The sequence below is a fragment of the Streptomyces asiaticus genome (assembly GCF_018138715.1).
Classification (GTDB): domain Bacteria; phylum Actinomycetota; class Actinomycetes; order Streptomycetales; family Streptomycetaceae; genus Streptomyces; species Streptomyces asiaticus.
Window position 1 is genome coordinate 9,310,772 of the sequence record NZ_JAGSHX010000006.1, and the last position, 21,299, is coordinate 9,332,070.

The 21,299-nt window shown below is 74.5% G+C and carries 2 protein-coding genes; both read right to left on the reverse strand.

Translation table 11 applies throughout. From position 1 onward, the window contains the following. Positions 1-48: 48 nt before the first annotated feature. Positions 49-1,299: an MFS transporter gene (locus KHP12_RS46890; RefSeq protein ID WP_211834639.1), complete on the reverse strand. Its 1,251-nt coding sequence runs from the start codon at positions 1,297-1,299 to the stop codon at positions 49-51. Continuing rightward, positions 1,296-21,299 carry a non-ribosomal peptide synthase/polyketide synthase gene (locus KHP12_RS46895; protein ID WP_211834640.1) on the reverse strand — a complete coding sequence of 6,668 codons (20,004 nt, stop codon included), beginning with the start codon at positions 21,297-21,299 and terminating at the stop codon, positions 1,296-1,298. Before KHP12_RS46895 ends, KHP12_RS46890 begins: the two co-directional genes overlap by 4 nt.

Below are 21,299 nucleotides of genomic sequence, written 5' to 3' on the forward strand. Positions count from 1 at the left end.
TCGATGATCGGTCGGATCGGAAATGGCCGGTGAGGTGTCGGATGAGGGTCAGTCGGCCGGCCGCCCGGCCTCATGGCGGCGGGACAGCGTGCGCAGGGTCGGGCTGACGGTGGCCAGGACGGCCGCGGCGGCCATCCCCGCCGAGCAGAGCAGGATCGCCCGGTCGCCCGGCAGGGCCTGGGCGAGCGATCCGCCCAGCGCGGGACCCGCCGCGCCCGCGGCACCGCAGGCCAGGACGAGTGTGCTGGTGAGCCTGCCGCGCAGCTCGTCGGGGGTGCGCAGCAGCTGGTCGGTCATGATGGCGGTGTTCGCCGTGGGCGGGAACAGCGCCATCAGCGCGAACAGCACCCCGATGAGATAGCCGCTGTCCATCAGCACGGTGACCGGGGCGAGCACGGCCAGCGCCCAGAACACCGCGATGATGCCGCCGTACGGGCCCAGCCGACGGTGCAGTACGGGCGCCAGCAGCGCGCCCGCCACCCCGCCCACCCCGAGCATGGCGGCCATCACGCCGACCTCCCCGGAGGGCACGCCCCGGGACTCGGCGAGCACGATGACGACGAGGTAGAAGGCGCTGAAGAACAGGTTGAGCACCACCGCGCACACCACCGTGACCCGGATCCGGCGCTCCCGCCACACCCACCGCAGCCCGGCCAGCGCCTCCCGGCCCAGGGGGCCCACCCCAGCGGCGGACCGCTCGCGCCGGGGCAGCCGGACGAAGAGCAGCGCGACGAAGGAGAGCGTATGTGTCACGGCGTCCACCAGGAAGGGCACGAACCGCCCCACGGCGAACAGGAACCCGCCGGTCGCGGTGCCCGCCAGCTGCCCCATCGAGGCCCGTGCCGTGTTCATCGCCACCGCCGTGGGCAGATGCTCGTCCGCCACCAGTGCGGGCAGCGAAGCGCTCTCCGCCGGTTCGAAGAGCGCCGCGCTCGCCCCGGACACCGCCGCCACGACGACCATGTGCCAGACGGTGGCCGCACCGGCCCACACGGCGGCCACCAGACTGATGGCGGAGACCGCCTGGGCCGCCTCACAGCCCAGCATGATGGCCTTGCGGTCGTAGCGGTCCACCAGGACACCCGCCGGGAGCCCGGCCACCATCTGCGCGGCGGCGATGGTGCCCATGACCAGACCGGAGGCGGCACCCGAGCCGGTGAGCGCGAGGACCAGCAGCGGAAACGCGATCAGCGCCGTGTGGAAGCCGAACTCCGAGAGCGCCTGACTGCCCCACAGCAGCCGGTAGTCCCGGTTGCGCGAGAGCGGAACCGGCGGCGACACCGGCGGGGCCGCGGTCATACGGTGCCCCGGCAGTCCCCGGCGATCCGGCGCAGCGCCTCCGCGAAGTCCCCGGCCACCGCCTCCACGGTCGCCCTCTCGTGCACATCGGGGCGGTAGCGCCAGGTGAAGCCGAGCCGGCCGTCCTGCACCGCGCCCACCACCTCCAGCAGATGGGAACCGCCCTCGCGCGGATCGTGGTCCTGGCCGAACGAGCCGTGCTCGGCGTGGACCAGACCGCCCTGGGACTCGGCCGACCGGGCGTCCCACTGGCCCAGGTAGTTGAACACGATCTGCGGCCCGTCGCCGTGCCGGGACAGCCGCTCGCGCAGCCCGGGTGGGCCGAAGGCGCGCAGCGCACCGAAGCCGAAGCCGTTGCCGGGGACGGTCCGCAGCCGCCGCCGCACCGACTTGACCAGCCCCCGCCAGTCGGCCGGCCCGCCGTCGGGGAGGTCCGGCAGCTCGAAGGAGACCGGATACATGGTGGTGAACCAGCCCACCGTACGGGAGAGATCGACACCGTCCAGGACGTCCTCGCGGCCATGGCCCTCGAGCTCCACCGACACCCGCTCCTGGCCCGTCCAGCGGGACAGCGCCAGCGCGAGGGCGGCGAGCAGCACATCGTTGATGCGGGTGCGATAGGCCGTGGGCGCCGAGCGCAGCAGCGCCTCGGTGTCCCGCTCGTCGAGCTCGACCGGCACCGTACCGATCTCGGGCCCGGGCGTGGCCACCTGATGGTCGACCGGCAGCGGCCGGGCGTCGAGGGCCTCGCACCAGTGGTCGGCCTCGTGGTCCAGGCCGCCCTCGGCGACATGCTCCGCGAGCCGCCGCGCCCAGTCGCGGAAGGCGGTGGTCTTGGTGCCGAGGTCCACCGGTTCGCCCCGCACGCCCTGCTGATAGGCGATGTCCAGGTCGTCCAGCAGGATCCGCCAGGACACCCCGTCGATGACCAGGTGGTGCGCGGTCAGGAAGAGGAACGGCCGCCGGGCCTCGCCGAAGCGGAACAGCGCGGCCCGCAGCAGCGGCCCCCGGCCCAGGTCGAAGCCCGCGTGGAGCGCGTCGGCCGCCTTCTCCATCGCCGCGTCCGCCTCCCGGGCCGGCAGACCGGACAGGTCGTGGCGGTCCAGGACGGCGCCGTCGCCATCCGGCTCCGGGACGTGGCCGTGCCACTCGCCGCCGTGCTCGGTGAACCGGGTGCGCAGCGCGTCATGGTGGACCAGGAGCGCGGCCAGCGCCCCCTCCAGCGCCTTCTCGTCCGGCTCCTGGTGCAGCTCCAGCAGCGTGGACTGGTTGAAGTGGCGCGGATTCACGGTGTGGGTGGCGAAGAACCAGCGCTGGATCGGGGTGAGCGGAAGCGCCCCGGTCACCGGCTCCGCACGGCCCTCGTCCCGCTCGGTCGTGGCCACGGTGGCGAGCCCCGCCACCGTCTGATGGGTGAACAGGTCCTTGGTGGTCAGCCGCAGCCCGGCCTGCCGGACGCGGGAGACCACCTGGATGCTGAGGATGGAGTCCCCGCCGAGCTCGAAGAAGTTGTCCTCCACGCCCACCCGTTCCAGGCCGAGCACATCGGCCCAGATGTCCGCGATCCGGCGCTCCATCGGGGTGCGCGGGGCCACATGGCCCGCACCGGAGGTGACGGGCGCCGGGTCCGGGTCGGGCAGAGCCCGGCGGTCCACCTTGCCGTTGGCCGTGAGCGGAAGGGCATCCAGGGTGGCGAACGCCGACGGCACCATATGGGACGGAAGGGTCCGCCCCAGGACGTCGCGCAGCGAGGCGGCGGTCGGCGAGGTGCCCGGCGCCGGGACCACATAGCCCACCAGGCGCTTCCCACCGGAGGGCTGCTCCGGTGTCGGGGCGGTCTCCCGTACGGCGACCACCGCTTCCCGCACCTCAGGGCTGCGCCGCAGCGCGCTCTCCACCTCGCCGAGCTCGATCCGGAAGCCCCGCACCTTGACCTGGTCGTCGGCCCGGCCCAGGAATACGAGCTCACCGTCGCCGGTCCACCGCACCACATCGCCGGTGCGGTACATCCGGCCGCCCGCCGGGCCGAACGGATCGGCCACGAACCGCGCGGCGGTCAGCCCCGGACGGCCGAGGTACCCCCGCGCCAGACCCGTGCCCGCCACATACAGCTCCCCGGCCACGCCCACCGGCACCGGGCGCAGCGCCTCGTCCAGTACGTAGACCCGGGTGTTCGGGATCGGCCGGCCGATCGGCGGCACCCCCGACCCGGCGGTCAGCGGCCCGGACCAGGTGCTCACCACCGTGGCCTCGGTCGGGCCGTAGGAGTTGACCATCCGGCGCCCCGGCGCCCAGCGGTCCACCAGCTCCGCGGAGCAGGCGTCGGCGCCGACGATCAGGGTCCGCAGATCCGGCAGCCCCGTCCGCCGGTCCGCCTCCTCCATGGTGGCCAGCGCGGCCGGGGGGATCAGCGCATGGGTGATCCGCTGCCCGCCGAGCACCTCGGCCAGCCGCTCGCCCAGCAGCGGGCCCTCGTCGCCGATCACCAGCGCCGCGCCACGGGGCAGCGAGACACACAGCTCCAGGACGGAGGCGTCGAAGCTGGGCGAGGAGAACTGGAGCACCCGGTCCCCGGCCCGCACGTCGTAGTGCGCGGCCGCGGCGGCCGAGAAACCGGCCAGCCCGGCATGGGTGACCACGACCGCCTTGGGCACACCGGTGGAGCCGGAGGTGTAGATGACATACGCCGGATGGTCCGGCGTCAGGCCACGGCGGGGCGGTGGCCCGGCGGGGCCCTCCTCGGCCCACACCGAGGCCGCCTCGTCGAGCACCACCGAGGGCGCGGCGTCCCGCAGCATGAACGCCACCCGCTCCTTCGGATAGCCGGGGTCGACCGGCAGGAACGCACCACCCGCCTTCGCCACGGCCAGCTGCGCCACCAGCATCTCCACCGAACGCGGCAGCACCAGCGCCACCAGCCGCTCCGGCCCCACGCCCCGGCCGATCAGCCGGTGTGCCAGCCGGTTCGCGGCCACCTCCAGCTCGGCGAAGGTGAGATCGCCCTTCCCGTACCGCACGGCGGTGGCGTCCGGCGAGACGGCCACCTGCCGTTCGAACAGCTCGCGCAGCGTGGCCGGCTCCACCTCCAGACGGGTGTCGTTCCACTCGACCAGGGTGCGCCGCAGCTCGGCCGGGGTGGTCAGCGGCAGCGCGCCCACCGGCCGCTCCGGATCCTCGGCGATCCCGGCGAGCAGCGTCCGCAGGGCCGTGCCCATCCGCTCCACCGTCGAGGCGTCGAACAGATCGGTGCTGTAGCCGATCAGCCCGCGCAGCAGACCCTCCTCGGCCTCGGCGAACTCGAAGGTGAGGTCGAAGGCGGCGGTCCGGGTGTCGAGTTCCACGTCCGCCAGCTCCAGACCGGGTAGCTCCAGCGCCTGCCCCGGGGCGTTCTGGAGCACCACCATCGCCTGGAACAGCGGTGTCCGGCTGGTGTCACGCACCGGCCGCACCTCGTCCACCACCCGCTCGAACGGCACTGCCTGATGGGCGAAGGCGTCCAGGACGGTGCCGCGCACCTCGGCCAGGAAGTCGCCGAAGCGGGCGTGCGGATCGACGGTGGAGCGCAGCACCAGGGTGTTGACGAAGAAGCCGATCAGCCGCTCCACCTCGGGGCGCTCCCGCCCCGAGGTGACGGTGCCCACCGCGATGTCCCGCCCGCCCGACAGCCGCGCCAGCAGGATCTGGGCCGCCGCCACCAGCGTCATGAACAGGGTGGTGCCCCGCGCCTGCCCGAACTCCTTCAGGCGCGAGCTCACCCCGGCGGGCACCGCGAACTCCACGGCGGCGCCGCTCTTCGTCCGCACCGCCGGGCGGGGCCGGTCGGTGGGCACCTCCAGCGCCGGCACATCGGCCAACTGCCGTGTCCAGTAGGCCAGTTCCTCATCCGCGCGCGGGGCGGTGAGTTCGGTCCGCTGCCAGGCGGCGAAGTCCGCGTAACTCACCGGGAGCGGGGGCAGCGCCGCGGGCTCACCGCTCAGCGCCGCCCGGTACAGCTCCCGCAGATCGCCGGTGAGCACACCGGTGGACCAGCCGTCCGTGATGATGTGGTGCAGCGTCAGGCTCAGCATGTGCTCCTGGGCGCCGAGCCGGATCAGCCCGGTGCGCAGCAGCGGGCCGCGCCGCAGATCGAATGGGCGCGCCCGTTCGTACGCCAGCAGCTCCCGCAGTTCCACCTCCCGCTCGGCGGCGGGGAGATGGGACAGATCGTACGGATCGAGCCGGATCTCCCGGGGGTCGTGCACGATCTGCACCCCGCGGCCGTCCACCGCGTCGAAGGTGGTCCGCAGCGACTCGTGCCGGGCCACCAGCGCGGTCAGCGCCGCGCTGAGCGCGTCCACATCGAGGGCTCCCCGCATCCGCAGCGCCAGCGGGGTGATGTACTCGGCGCTGTCGGGGGCGAAGGAGTCCAGGAACCACAGCCGCTGCTGCGGATAGGACAGCGGCAGCTCGCCGTCCCGGGCCACCGGTGTGATCGGGGCGGGCCGGTCCGTACCGCGGCCCTCCGCGCCGCCGAGCGCCTCGGCCAGGGCGGCGACGGTCGGATGGGTGAACACCAGGCGGGGCGACGGCTCCACCCCGAGCACCTCCCGCAGCCGTGAGGTGAGCCGGATGGAGAGGATCGAGTCGCCGCCGAGCTCGAAGAAGTTGTCCCCGGCGCCGACGCGTTCGACCTCCAGCACCTCGGCCCAGACCGCCGCCACGGCCTGCTCGAACCCCTCGCGCGGCGCCCGGTAGGGCGTGCGGCGGGTGTCCGGGGCGGGTGCGGGCAGCGCCGCGCGGTCCAGCTTCCCGGTGGGGCCGAGCGGCAGCGCGTCCAGCGGGACGACGGCGGACGGCACCATGTAGTCCGGCAGCCGCTCGGCCGCGTACGCCCGCAGCAGGTCGCCCTCCACCGGGGTGTCGCAGGCGGCCACCACATAGGCCACCAGCCGCTTGCCACCGGGACCGTCCGCGCGGGCCACCACCGCGACATCCGCCACCTCGGGATGCCCGGCCAGCACCCCCTCCACCTCGCCCGGCTCGATCCGGAAGCCACGGACCTTGACCTGGTCATCGGCGCGGCCGAGGAACTCCACCGTGCCGTCCGGGCGTCGCCGCGCCAGATCGCCGGTGCGGTACATCCGCTCCCCGGCCGGCCCATACGGATCGGGGAGGAACGCCGCGGCGGTCGGTCCTGGCCGGCCGAGGTAGCCACGCGCCACCCCCTCACCGGCGACGAAGAGCTCGCCGACCACACCCGGCGGCACGATTCGCATCCTGGGGTCCAGGACATGGACCCGCATGTTGTCCAGCGGCCGGCCGATCGGCACCACCTCGGGCACCTCCTCGGCGCGGGACATCGGGAAGTACGTGGCGAAGGTCGTGGTCTCGGTCGGCCCGTAGCCGTCCACCACGGTCAGCCCGGGGCAGCGCTCCAGCACCCGGCGCACCGAGGCCGCGGGCACCACATCGCCGCCGGTCCACACCTCGCGCAGGCCGGTGAAGCAGTCCGGCGCGTCATGCGCCAGCAGCCGGAACAGCCCGGCGGTCAGCCAGAGCCCGGTCACCGCGTGCTCGGCCACCAGGCGGCGCACCGCGGCGGCGTCCAGCTCGCCCGATGTCACCACCACCCGGCCACCGTTCAGCAGCGGCACCCACATCTCGTAGGTGGCGGCGTCGAACGCCACCGGCGAGTGCAGCGGCACCCGCTCATGCCCGCCACCGCCGAAGGCACGGTCCAGGGCGAGCGCCACCACATCGCGATGGCGCACCCCCACGGCCTTCGGCACACCGGTCGACCCGGAGGTGAACATCACATACGCCAGCTGGTCCCGGTGCACCGGCACCGCGGGCGCCGCCGGCTCGCCCTCCCGGGCGGCGGCCACCTCCTCCGGTGTCAGCACGACCGCGGCGCCCGCCTGGTCCAGCAGCGTCCGCCGCCGGTCGCGCGGGGCGCGGGCGTCCACCGGTACGTACACCCCACCGGCCCTGACCACCGCCAGCTGGGCCACGACCAGCTCAACCGACCGGTCCATGAGCAGCGCCACCCGGTCCTCGGGACGCACCCCGGACCGCAGCAGATGCCCCGCCAACCGCCCTGCCCACTCGTCGAGTCGGGCATAGCTGAGCGCGGTGGCGCCGTCGGTGACGGCGACGGCGTCCGGGTCCCGGCGGACCCGCTCGGCGAACAGCTCCGCGAGCGAACCCTCCGGCAGCGGCCGGGCGGTGGCATTCCACTCACCGGCCGCCTTCAGGCGCTCCGCCTCCGTCAGCAGCGGCAGCTCGTCCAGCGACCGCCCGGCGCCGTCCGCGATCCCGGTCAGCAGCGTCTCCAGATGGGCCGCCGCCCGCTCCACCGTGGCCGCGTCGAACAGCGCCGGATCGTAGGCGAGGTCGAAGCCCAGCCGGTCGCCGAGGTAGGCGCGCAGACACAGCGGGAAACTGGTGGAGTCCTCGGCCCGCACCTCCCGCACCCGGATCCCGGCACCGGCCGCCGACGCCTCGTCGAAGGGGTAGTTCTCGAACACCACCATGCTGTCGAAGAGCGCCTCACCGGCCGGGACCGCGCTGAGGGCCTGGATCCGGGGAAGGGCGACGAAGTCGAAGCGGCGGGACTCGCTCTGCTGTTCCTGGAGCTCCCGCAGCCACGCCACGACCTCACGGCCGCCCTCGGCCACCGCCCGGGTGGGGACCGTGTTGATGAACATGCCGACCATCGTCTCCACGCCCGGCAGCCCCTCGGGACGGCCCGAGACGGTGGTACCGAACACCACGTCGCGCACACCGCCGTACCGCGACAGCAGCAGCGCCCACGCGCCCTGCACCACCGTGTTGACCGTCAGCCCGCCGCCGCGCGCGGTCTTCCGCAGCCGGGCGGACACCTCCTCGGTCAGCTCCAGCCGGGTCAGCGCGGTCGAGGTGGTGCGATGCGCCTCCCGCGGCGGCCGGTCGTACGGCAGCGGTGTGCGGGTGCCGAACCCCGCCAGCACCTCGCGCCAATGCCGCTCCGCACGCTCCTGGTCCTGCTCACGCAGCCAGCGCAGGAAGTCCCGGAAGGCCCGGCGGGCGGGCGGCCGGGGTGAGCGCCCGGCCACGAGGGCCGCGTAGGTCTCGCACACCTCGGCGAAGACCTGGCCGGTGCTCCAGCCGTCGAGCATCAGATGGTGCGAGGTCCACACCAGTATGACCTCGTCATCGGGCAGCCAGGCCACCGCGATCCGGCTCAGCGGGGCCGAGGTCAGCTCCATCCCGGCGGCGCGGTCCTCGGCCAGCAGCCGCCGCAGCGCCTCCTCCCGCGCGGACGGCGTCAACTCCCGCCAGTCCAGCCGGACGGTGGGCAGGTCGGCCCGGCGGTGGACGACCTGGACCGGCTCGGCCAGACCCTCCCAGCGGACGGAGCTGCGCAACACCGGCGTACGGTCCACCACCCGCTGCCAGGCGGCCGCGAACGCGTCCGGGTCGGCGATCCCGCCGATCCGGAGGGCGATCTGGTCGAAGTAGGCGCCACCGGTGGCACCGCTGTCCACGAGGCCGTGGAAGAGCATGCCCGCCTGGAGCGGGGTCAGCGGATACACGTCCTCCACCGCGCCGCCGTCACCGGCGATCAGATCCACCTGCCGCCGGCCGAGTCGGGCGAGCGGGAAGTCGGACGGGGTGCGCCCGCCCGCGCCGGGCTCGGCGCAGTGCGCGACGATCTCCTTCAGCGCGGCCAGGCAGTCCTCCGCGACCCGGCGCACGGTGGCCTCGTCGTACATCCGGGCCGGATAGCTCCAGCCCAGCTCAAGACGGCCGTCCTGGACCGCGCCTGTGACCTCCAGCAGACATGGGCGGGTCTCCCCGGGCGCGGCGTCCCGGCCGGTCACGGGGAGGGCCGCGCGGTACAGGCCCGGGGTGCTTTCGCCGGCCGCGGCCACGTCCCACTGGCCGTGGTAGTTGAAGACGATCTGCGGCGACGGACCGCCCCGCAGTTCCCCGGCCGGGGAGCCCTCGGCGGCCAGATGGCGCAGCGCTCCGTGGCCGAGCCCGTGATGCGGAACGGCCCGCAGCTGCTCCTTGACGGACCGTAGGGTCTCGCGCCATCCCGCCCCGGCGTCGACGGCCAGCGCGAGCGGGTACTCGGCGGTGAACCAGCCGACCGTACGGGAGAGATCCAGGTCCTCGAAGAGATCCTCGCGGCCGTGCCCCTCCACGCCGATCAGCACCGTGTCCCCGCCGGTCCAGCGCGCCAGGCTCCGGCCGAGCGCGGCGAGCAGCACGTCGTTGATCCGCGTCCGGTAGACACCGGGGACCTGGCGCAGCAGCGCCTCGGTCTCGGCACGCCCGAGGACCGTGGTCACCGTGGCCGCCGTCTCATGGGTGTTGGGGCCCTCGCGGTCGACGGGGAGCGCGGCGGGCGCGGAGCGCGCCACGCCCGTCCAGTACTCCAGGTCGCCGTCGAGCCCGCCGGAGCGCACATGGTCCGCCAGCCGGGCGGCCCACTGGGTGAAGGCGCTGCTCGCCGGGGGCAGGGTGGGCGCGCCACCGGCGGCGGCGCCGCGGTAGGCGGTCTCCAGATCGCCGAGCAGGACCCGCCAGGAGACGCCGTCCACCACCAGATGGTGGGCGGTGAGCAGCAACTCGGGCGGCTGCCCGGGGTCGAAGGTGAACAGCAGCGCCCGCAGTACGGCCCCCTCGGCGATGTCCAGCCCCGTCTGGGCCGCGACCGTGGCGTTCCGTACGGCTTCGGCGCGTGCCGCGTCGTCCAGACCGGACAGGTCGTGCCGCTCCAGGACACCGCCGGGGGCGGTGGACAGGACCTCCTGCCGCCACTGCCCGTCGACCACCAGGAAGCGGGTGCGCAGCGCGGCGTGGTGTGCCACCAGGGCGTCCACCGCCTGCCGCAGGGCGGCCTCGTCGAGGTCGCCGGTGAGCTCCAGCCGGTGGCTCATGGTGAAGTGGTGCCGGTCGCCGGGCCGCCGCCCGTCCAGGTACCAGTGCTGGATGGGCGTCAGCGGCGCCGGTCCGGCCACCGCCCCGGCCGGTTCGGCGAGCGGCCCCCGCCGGGCCGTCTCGACGCTCAGCGCGAGCTCCGCGATGGTCTGGTGGCGGAAGACATCCTTGGAGGTGAGCGTCAGCCCGGCCTGGCGGGCGCGGGAGACGATCTGGATGCTGAGGATGGAATCGCCGCCCAGGGCGAAGAAGTTGTCCTCCACCCCCACCTCCGGGACGCCCAGCACCTCGGCCCACACGCCCGCCAGGACCCTCTCGGCCGGGGTCCGGGGCGCCACATACGGCGAGCCCTGCTCCGGGCGGTCCGGGGGAGCGGGCAGCGCGCGCCGGTCCACCTTGCCGCTGTCGGTGCGGGGCATCCGGTCCAGTGTCACGAAGGCGGCCGGGACCATGTAGTCGGGCAGGGTGCGCTTGAGCAGGGCGCGCAGCTCCACCGGATCGGGGGCGTCGGCCGAGTCGTCGGAACAGGTCACCAGATAGGCCACCAGCCGCCGGTGGCCGGTGTCCTCGCGGGCCACCACCACCGCCTCCTGGACCGCCGGATGGTCCAGCAGCGCGGCTTCGATCTCGCCGGGCTCGATCCGGAACCCACGGATCTTGAGCTGTTCGTCGGCGCGGCCCAGGAACTCCAGCGTCCCGTCCGCCGTCCAGCGCGCCCGGTCGCCGGTGCGGTACATCCGGCTGCCGGGCGGGCCGTACGGATCGACGACGAAATGCGCCGAGGTGAGCCCGGGTCGGCGCAGATAGCCGCGGGCGACCTGGGCCCCGGCCAGATGGAGCTCACCGGGGACGCCGGGCGGCACCGGCCGCAGCGCGCCGTTCAGGACGTACGCCCGCAGATTGCGGCCGGGGCGTCCGATGAGCGGACGGTCACCGAGACCGGCCAGGTCGCCGTAGACCGCGTCCACGGCGCATTCGGTGGGCCCGTAGAAGTTGTACGCCGCCACGCCCGGCACCGCGCGCAGCTCCCGCCACAGCCCCGCCCCCAGGGCCTCGCCGCCCACCATGACGATCCGGGGGCGGTGCCGGTCCCCGGCGAACAGCCCGGCCGCCATCAGCTCATGGAGATACGACGGGGTGACGTCGAGGAAGTCCAGGCCACGGTCCTCGACCAGGGCCACGAGCGCGGCCGGGTCCAGCCGTACCGCGTCGTCCACCAGGTGCACCTCCTGGCCCGAGGCCAGGAACACCGCGCCCTCCCAGGAGGTGTCGAAGGAGAACGCGGCGGTCAGCGCCGAGCGCAGCGGACGGCCCGCCTCGGCCTGGTGCGGCGCGATGAGCCCGGCCCGGTGGTCGAGGCAGAGGTTGACCAGCTGACGGTGTTCGACGGCGACACCCTTGGGGCGGCCGGTGGATCCCGAGGTGTAGGTGATGTACGCGGTGTGCCCGGGCAGCAGCGGGGTCGTCCGGTCCGCGTCGGTGGGATCGGTGTCCGGCAGTCCGTCGAGGCGCGCGTCGCGCAGGACCTCCGGGGTGAGGACGACCTCGGGCGCCGCGTCCTCCAGCAGGAACCGGGCGCGTTCGGCGGGCAGCCCCGGGTCCACGTACAGCTGCGTACCGCCCGCCTTGAGGACCGCGAGCAGGGCCACCATCAGCTCGGCGGTGCGCGGAAGCCTGACCGCGACCACCCTCTCCGGGCCCACGCCCTGGGCGATCAGATGGTGGGCCAGCCGGTTGGCGGCCGCGTTCAGCCCCGCGAAGTCATAGGTGGCGTCCGAGGCCACCAGCGCGGTGGCGCCCGGGGCACCGGCGGCCTGCTCCTCGAAGAGCCGGGGGAAGGTGGTGTCCGGCACCGCGAACGCGGTGTCGTTCCACTCCTCCAGCACCGTCCGCCGCTCCCCGGCGGTCAGCAGCGGCAGTGCGCCCACCCGGAGCCCGGGGTCCTCCGCCACCGCTTCCAGCAGCAGCCGCAGCTGACGGGCCATCCGCTCCACGGTGGTCGCGTCGAACAGATCGGTGTTGTACTCCACGAAGCCGGTCAGACCGCCGGGGCCCGCCACGAAGTCGAAGCCCAGGTCGAAACCGGCGGTCCGGCCCGGCACCCGTACCGCCTCCACGGTGAGACCGGGCAGGTCGGGCACCTCGGCGCCCAGGTTGTGCAGCGCCACCATGACCTGGAAGAGCGGGGTGCGGCTGGTGTCCCGCTCCGGCTGGAGCGCGTCCACGATCCGCTCGAACGGCACGTCCTGATGGGCGAAGGCGTCCAGCACGGTGCCCCGTACCCGGGTGAGCAGCTCCTCGAACGACTCGTCGGCCGCCACGCCGGTGCGCAGCACCAGAGTGTTCACGAACATCCCGACCAGGTGCTCCAGCTCGGGCCGCTCCCGTCCCGAGGTCACGGTGCCCACCGCGATGTCCTCCTGCCCCGACCAGCGGGCCAGCAGCACCTGGCAGGTGGCGAGGAGCGTCATGAAGAGGGTGGAGTCGCGCCGCCGCCCGGCCGCGCGCAGCCGCTCCACCAGCGCGGCGGGCAGGGTGAACTCCAGCAGCGCCCCATTCTTGGTCTGCACGGCCGGCCGCGGACGGTCGGTCGGCAGCTCCAGCGGCGCCAGATCCGCCAGCCGCGTCCGCCAGTACTCCAGCTGCGGCTCCATCCGCGCCGCGCCGCCGAGCGGATCACGCTGCCACGCCGCGTAGTCGGCGTAGCCCAGCGGCAGCGGGGCGAGCGCGGGCCGCCGCGCCAGGACCGCCGCGCCGTACAGCTCGCTCAGATCCGCGCTGATGACGGCCGTGGACCAGCCGTCCGTGACGATGTGGTGCATCGTCAGGGTGAGCACGTGCTCCTCGTCGTCCAGCCGGATCAGGGACGCCCGCAGCAGCGGCCCGGTGCGCAGATCGAAGGGGGTGGCACCCTCCCGCTCCAGCAGCCGCTCCAGCTCCCGCTCGCGCTCGGCCACGGGACGGGCGGTGAGGTCGTGCACCGGCAGCGCCACCGGGTACGGGTCGTGCACCCGCTGCACCCCGCGGCCGTCCACCTCGGCGAAGGTGGTGCGCAGCGGCTCGTGCCGGGCCACCAGGGCGTCCAGGGCGGTGCGCAGCGCGGCGGTGTCCAGACGGCCGCGCAGCCGCAGCGCGAACGGCGTCACATACTCCGTGCCGCCGCCGTCGAAGGAGTCCAGGAACCACAGCCGCGCCTGCGGATACGACAGCGGCAGCTCCCCGTCCCGTGGTACGGCCGGGATGATGTCGCCCGCCCGGCTCTCCTTCGCCGCCCCGTCGCCCTTCGGCGCGCCCAGCGCGGCGGCGAGTTCGGCCACGGTGGTGTGGGTGAACAGCGCGCGCGGCGTGACCTCGGTGCCGAAGGCCGTCCGCAGCCGGGAGGCCACCCGGATGGCCAGGATCGAATCGCCGCCCAGGGCGAAGAAGTCGTCCGTCGCCCCGGCCTCCTCGACCGGGAGCACCTCGGCCCACACCCGCGCCACCGTGCGCTCGGCCTCGGTGCGCGGGGCGATCCGCTCGGCGCTCGCCGCGAAGCCGTCGAGGCCGGGCGCGGGCAGTGCGCGCCGGTCCAGCTTGCCGTTGGCGGTCAGCGGCAGCGCGGCCAGCGCCACGAACGCCGCCGGGATCATCTGCGCGGGCAGCGAGCGCTGGAGGAACTCCCGGAACTCACCGGCCTGTGGTGGCGCGGCCGAACCGGCGGCCACCACATAGGCCACCAGCCGCCGCACCCCGGGCTGGTCCTCCCGTACGGTCACCACCGCGTCGCCGACCCCCGAATGGGCGGCCAGCGCGGCCTCGATCTCCCCTGGCTCGATCCGGAAACCGCGGATCTTCACCTGGTCGTCGGCGCGGCCCAGGTACTCCAGCTCGCCGTCCGCGCTCCACCGGGCCCGGTCGCCGGTGCGGTACATCCGGCTCCCGGCGGGCCCGTACGGATCGGCCACGAAGCGGGACGCGGTCAGGCCCGGGCGGCGCAGATAGCCCCGGGCGAGCCCGGCCCCCGCCACATACAGTTCGCCGACCGCACCCGGCGGCACCGGCTCCAGCGCCTCGTCCAGCACATACACCCGCAGATCGGGGATGCCGGTGCCGATGGCGCTCGCCGCGACGGACGTTGCCGCGCGGTCGAGCGGGGCGTAGGTGACATGGACGGTGGTCTCGGTGATCCCGTACATGTTGACCAGCACCGGCGCGGTGTCCGGATGCCGCGCGTACCAGCCCGCCAGCCGCCGCGCGTCGAGCGTCTCACCGCCGAACACCACCCGGCGCAGGGCGAGTTGAGCACCCGGGTGCTCCTCGTCGGCGCGTATCAGCCCCTGGAAGGCGGACGGCGTCTGGCTGAGCACCGTCACCCCCTCGTCCGCCAGCAGCCGCAGGAACTCCTCGGGGGAGCGGGAGACGGCGTACGGGACCACCACGAGCCGGCCGCCGTGCAGCAGCGGCCCCCAGATCTCCCAGACCGAGAAGTCGAAGGCGTAGCTGTGGAACAGCGTCCACACATCGCTCGCGTCGTACGAGAACCACTCCCGGGTCCGGGAGAACAGCCGGACCACATTGGAGTGCGGGGTCACCACTCCCTTGGGCAGGCCCGTGGACCCGGAGGTGTAGATGGCGTAGGCGGGGCTCTCCGGCAGCGGCCCGGAACCGGCCGGGAGGGCGGCGGGCCGGCCCTCCAGATCGGCGATCAGGGCCGGGTCGTCCAGGCACAGCCGGGTCACACAGGTGTCCGCGTCGTCGTCCCCGCCCAGCCGTGCCGCGAAGGCCGCGGTGGTCAGCAGGGCCACCGGTTCGGCGTCGGCGAGCATCCGGGCGATCCGGCCGGACGGCTGGTCGGGGTCGAGGGGCAGATAGGCCGCCCCCGTCTTCAGCACCGCCACGATCGCCACGATCATCTCCGGCGAACGGGGCAGCGCCAGCGCCACATACCGCTCCCGCCCGGCCCCCTCGGCCATCAGCCGATGTGCCAACCGGCCCGCCCGCGCGTCGAGTTCGGCGTACGACAGCGAATCCCCGGCGCAGGAGACGGCCGTGGCCCCGGGGGTGCGGGCGGCCTGCTCCTCGAACAGGTCCACCAGCGTCCGCTCCGACGCCTCAGGGGCCGCGCCGCCGCCCCACTCCACCAGGATCCGCCGCCGCTCCTCCGCGGTGGTCCACGGAAGCGCCCGCAGCGGACGGTCGGGGTCGGCCGCGATCGCGGTGAGCAGCAGACACAGCCGGTCGGCGAGCGCGGCCGCGGTCCGGGCGTCGAACAGCCCCGGGTCATAGCCGAGGTCGAAGCCCAGCCGGTCGGAGAGATGGGCCCGCAGACTCAGGCCGAAGTTGGTGGCGTCGATCGAGCGGACCTCGATGATCCGCAGGCCCGCCTCGCGTGCCGAGGAGTCGTCAAAGGGGTAGTTCTCGAAGGCCACCATCGAATCGAAGAGCGAGGTCCCGGCCGGAATCTCGCTCCAGCCCGCCACCTGCGCCAGCGAGACGGACTCATGGCGCCGGGACGCGGACTGCGCCATCTGGAGGTCCCGCAGCCAGTCCCCGGTGTTCCGGGCGGCGTCCACCCGCACCCGGGTCGGCAGGGTGTTGATGAACATCCCCACCATCGACTCGACCCCCGCCAGCTCCGCCGGACGGCCCGAGACGGTGGTGCCGAAGACCACGTCCTCCTCACCGCCGTACCGGGAGAGCAGCAGCGCCCAGGCGCCCTGCACGATCGTGTTGACGGTCAGGCCGCCGCCGCGGGCCGTCCGGCGCAGCTCCTCCGACACCTCGGGGGTGAGCGACACCGCCACGGTCGCCGAGGACCGGGCCCGGTGGGACTCCACGGCCTTGCGGTCGGCGGGGAGCGGGGTCGGGGCGGTGAAGCCCGCGAGCGCGTCCCGCCAGTGGCGCTCGGCCTCCTGTCCGTCCCGCCCGTCCAGCCACTCCAGATAGTCGCGGAACGGGCGGCGGGCGGGGAGCGCCGGAGCGCGGCCCTGGGCGGCCGCGGTGTACCGCTCGCACACCTCGGTGAACACCTGCGCCAGGCTCCAGCCGTCCAGGACCAGATGGTGCGAGGTCCACATCAGCGCCACCCGGGCGTCGGTCAGCCGGGCGATGGCCAGCCGCATCAGCGGCGGCGCGGTCAGATCGACGCCCCGGGCCAGGTCCTCGGCCCGGAACCGCTCCAGCGCGGCCTCGCGCCGCTCCTCCGGCAGCCCGCGCCAGTCCAGCTGGGTCACGGGCACCTCGGCCCGGTGGCGGACGATCTGGAGCGGCCGCTCGACGCCCTCCCAGACGACGCCGGTACGGAGCACCGGTGTGCGGTCCACCGTCTCCTGCCAGGCGCGGGCGAACGCCTCCGGGTCGCCCACCCCGTCCAGGATCAGCGTGGCCTGGTCGAGGTAGACGTCCTCCTCGCCGCCGACCAGCCGGTGGAAGAGCATCCCCTCCTGAAGCGGCGTCAGCGGATAGACGTCCTCGATCTCCCGCCCGTCGCCCGCCAGCCGGTCGACGGCGGCCTGGTCCAGCCGGGCCAGCGGGAAGTCGGAGGGGGTACGGCCGCCCGCGTCCGGTCCGTCGCAGTGCGCCACGATCTCCCGCAGTGCCGTGAGCATCCCGTCCGCGAGCCCCCGCACCGTGGCCGTGTCGTGGACCCGGTCGGAGTACAGCCAGGTCAGCTCCAGCTCACCGTCCGCCACCACGGCGGACACATCGAGCGGATACACCGACGGCTCGTCGGCGGCCAGATCCCGCCCCAGGCTCTCCCCGGTGAGCGTGAAGGCGCCGCCGTCCCCGCCCGATCCCCACTGGCCGTGGTAGTTGAAGCAGATGCCCGGCGGCGGCCCGTCGGCGAGCGCCCGCGCGGGGGAGCCAGGGGCGCTCAGATACGCCAGCGCCTCATGGCTCAGCCCCCGGTGCGGCACCGCGCGCAGCTGCTCCTTCACCGACTTCAGCACCGCGCCCCAGCCGTCCCCGGGCAGCGTCAGCGCCACCGGGTACTGCGTGGTGAACCAGCCCACGGTCCGGGACAGATCGACGGCCGCGTCCAGCTCCTCGCGGCCATGGCCCTCCATGGCCACCAGCACCCGGTCCTCACCCGTCCACCCGGCGAGCACCCGCCCCAGCGCGGCGAGGAGCACATCGTTGATCTGCGTCCGGTACACCCCGGGCACCCGGCGCAGCAGCCCGTCGGTGACCTCGCGGTCCAGCGTCACGCGCACGGTGTGGGTGGACCCGGCGGTGGCCGTACCGGGACGGTCCACCGGAAGGTCCGCGCCACCCGCCCGCCGTACGCCCTCCCAGTACGGGAGATCGGCGTCCAGCTCGCCCTCCCGTACCCGCTCGCCCAGCCGATGGGCCCAGGTGGTGAAGGGGGTGGAGGCGGGCTCCAGGCGCACCGGCTCCCCGGCGGCGGCCTGCCGGTAGGCGCTCTCCAGATCGCCCAGCAGAATGCGCCACGAGACGCTGTCCACGGCCAGGTGGTGCACGGTGAGGAACAGCCGCGGCCGGGCCCCGGCCCCGCGCCGGAGCAGGGCGCCCCGCAGCAACGCCCCCGTGGTCAGGTCGAGTTCGGCGCGGGCGGCCTCGGCCGCCGCCTCGGCCGCGGCCGTCTCCTCCGCGCCACCGAGCCCGGACAGCTCGTGGCGGCGCAGTACCGGCCCGCCCGGCGCGCCGTCCGCGAGCTGCCGCCATCCGCCGTCGTCACCCTGGAAGAACCGGGTACGCAGGGCCGGGTGGTGCGCGACCACGGCGTCCAGCGCGGCCTCCAGCGCGCCCTCGTCCAGGTCGGACGGCAGCTCGAGGACCATCGACATGGTGAAGTGGCGCAGCGGGCCGTGGGTGGCGAAGAACCAGTGCTGGATCGGGGTGAGCGGCGCCGGGCCCTGCGCACCCGGTTCGTCCGGGGCGGCTTCGGGCGCGCTGCGCGGTGCCACGGCGGCGGCCAGCTCGGCGATGGTCTGGTGCAGGAAGACATCCCGTGAGGTGAGCGCGAGTCCGGCCTGGCGGGCCCGGGAGACGATCTGGATGCTGAGGATCGAATCGCCGCCCAGCTCGAAGAAGTTGTCGTTCACCCCCACCGTCCGGGCGCCCAGCACCTCGGCCCAGATCCCCGCCAGCTCCTGCTCCGCCCCGGTGCGCGGCGCGGTGGTGTCCCGCTCCGGCCGGTCCGCCTCCAGCCGTGGCGCGGGCAGCGCCCGGCGGTGCAGCTTGCCGCTGGTGTTGAGCGGCATGGCGTCGAGTGCGACAAAGGCACCGGGGACCATATGGCCGGGCAGGGTCCGCCCGAGGGCCGCGCGCAACTCACCGGGGGCGGGCGGCTCACCACCGGGCGCGGGCACGTAGTAGGCGGCCAGCCGGGCGTGGCCGCGGTCGTCGGTCACGGCGACGACGGCCGCCTCGGCGACGGCCGGCAGATCGAGCAACGCCGCCTCGATCTCGCCCGGTTCGATCCGGTGGCCACGGATCTTCACCTGGTCGTCGGCCCGGCCGAGGTAGTCCAGCTCCCCGTCCGCGGTCCAGCGGGCCAGGTCCCCGGTGCGGTACATCCGGCTCCCGGCGGGCCCGTACGGATCGGCCACGAAGCGGGACGCGGTCAGCCCCGGACGGCCCCGGTACCCCCGGGCCACCTGCTCACCCGCCAGATACAGCTCACCCGCCACCCCCACCGGCACCGGCTGGAGCCGGGAGTCGAGCACATGGGCGCGCAGATTGCCCAGCGGGCGGCCCACCACCGGGCGCCCCGCACCGCCGATCCGGGCCGCGAGCGCGTCGATGGTGCACTCGGTCGGACCGTAGAAGTTGTACGCCGTCGTCCCCGGCGTGTCCGCCAGCCGCCGCCACAGCGACGAACCCATCGCCTCGCCGCCCAGCATCAGCACCCGCGGCCGGTGCCGGGGGTGGTCCAGCAGCCCGGCCGGGAGGAGCTGCCGCAGATACGAGGGGGTGAGGTCGAGGAAGTCGATACGGTGCTCGGCGACGCGCGCCACGAGCGCGGCCGGGTCGAGCCGGGTGGCTTCGTCGATGAGGTGCAGCTCATGGCCGTCGGCCAGCAGCAGCAACCCCTCCAGCGAGGTGTCGAAGGAGAACGACGCGGTCAGCGCCACCCGCAGCGGCCCGCCGCCCGCCTCGGCCACAAAGCCCTCGCGGTGGCCGACCAGCAGATTGACCAGCGACCGGTGCTCCACGGCCACCCCCTTGGGGCGGCCGGTGGAGCCCGAGGTGTACAGGACGTAGGCGGCGCTGTCGGGGTGCAGTGCGGCGGTCCGGTCCGCATCCGTGGGGTTCGCCACCGGCAGCGTGTCGGGGACGGCGCGCAGGGCGGCCTCGTCGAGCACCAGCGCGGGCTCGGCGTCGGACAGGAGGAACGCGACGCGCTCGGCGGGGAGTTCGGGATCGATGGGCAGATAGACCCCGCCCGCCTTGAGCACACCCAGGATCGCCACGATCATGTCGGAGGTCCGGGGCAGCTTCACCCCGACGACGCGCTCCGGGCCGACGCCCTGGGCGATCAGATGGTGCGCCAGCCGGTTGGCGGCCGCGTTCAGCTCCGCGAAGTCGTAGCCGGCGTCGGAGGCCACCAGCGCCGTGGCTTCCGGGGTACGGGCCGCCGCCGCCTCGAACACGGCCGGGAACGTGGCCGGTTCGACCGCGAGCGCCGGGCCGTGCCCGGCGGCCGTCATCCGCCGCCGCTCCCCGTCCGTGAGCAGGCGCAGCTCGCGCACCGGCCGGTCCGGTTCGGCGGCCACCCCGTCCAGCAGCACCAGCAGATGCCCCGCCATCCGCTCGGCGGTCGCCCGATCGAACAGCTCGGTGCTGTACTCCAGCAGCCCCCGCAGCTCCTCCCCGTCCTCGACGAACTCGACGCTGAGGTCGAAGGTGGCCGACCGCCGGGGCACGGCCACGCTCGTCGCGGCCAGACCGGACAGCCGGGGCGCGCTCCTCGGGGCGCTGTGCAGCAGCACCATCACATCGAACAGCGGATTGCGGCCCGCCTCCCGGCGCGCCCCCACGGCCTCCACCAGCCGCTGGTACGGCGCCTCGTCATGGGCGAAGGCGTCCAGCACCGTGGCCCCGGCGTCGGCCAGCAGCTCGCGGTAGGAACGGGCCGTGTCCACCGCGGAGCGCAGCACCACCGTATTGACGAAGAAGCCGACGGCGCGCTCGAGTTCGGTGCGGCCACGGCCGGAGGTGACGGTGCCGATGGCGATGTCGTCCTGCCCCGACCAGCGGGCGAACAGCCCCTGGCAGGCGGCGACCAGCGCCGTGAACAGCGTGGTGCGCTCGTGCGCCGCGAGCGCCCGCAGCCGGTCCGCGGTGGCGCGACCCACCGTGAACTCGTGGATCGCCCCCGCCGAGGTGGGCGCGGCGGGCCGGGGCCGGTCGGTGGGCAGCTCCAGCGGGACGACGCCGTCCAGCCGCCCCTTCCAGTAGTCGAGCTGGCGGTCCAGGGCGGCCCCCGAGAGCCGCTCCCGCTGCCACACGGCGAAGTCCGGGTACTGCACCGGCACCGGGGGCAGCGGGTCCGCGCCGGGCCCGGCGTCGTAGAGCGCGCACAGCTCGTCCTGCAACACCCCCATCGACCAGCCGTCGGTGACGATGTGATGGGCCGTGAGCAGCAGTACGTGCGCGTCCTCCGCCAGGCGGATCAGCAGCGCCCGCAGCGCCGGACCGGTCCGCAGCTCGAACGGCCGGGCGTACTCGGCCAGCAGCAGCCGGTCCAGCGCCTCCGCGTTCCCGTCCTCACCGGTCAGATCGGCCACCGGCAGCGGTACGGGCGCGGCCGGGCGCACCACCTGGACGGGCCGGCCGTCGAGGTCGTCGAACGTGGTCCGCAGCGCCTCATGGCGCTCCACCAGGGCATCAAGCGCCCGGGAGAGCGCCGTCACGTCCAGGGCGCCGGTCAGCCGCAGCGCCAGCGCGCTGTTGTACCCCGCCTCCTCCGGCTGGAGGGTGTGCAGGAACCACAGCCGCTCCTGGGCGAAGGACAGCGGCAGCGGCCGCGCGCGGTCCGCGCGGGGAATGGCGTCGGCGCGCCCGGCCTTGCCCGCGAGGCGGCGGCGCAGCGCCTCCCGCAGCTCCTCGGGCAGGGCGGAGGCGCGATCCTTCCTCGAAGACGTCAT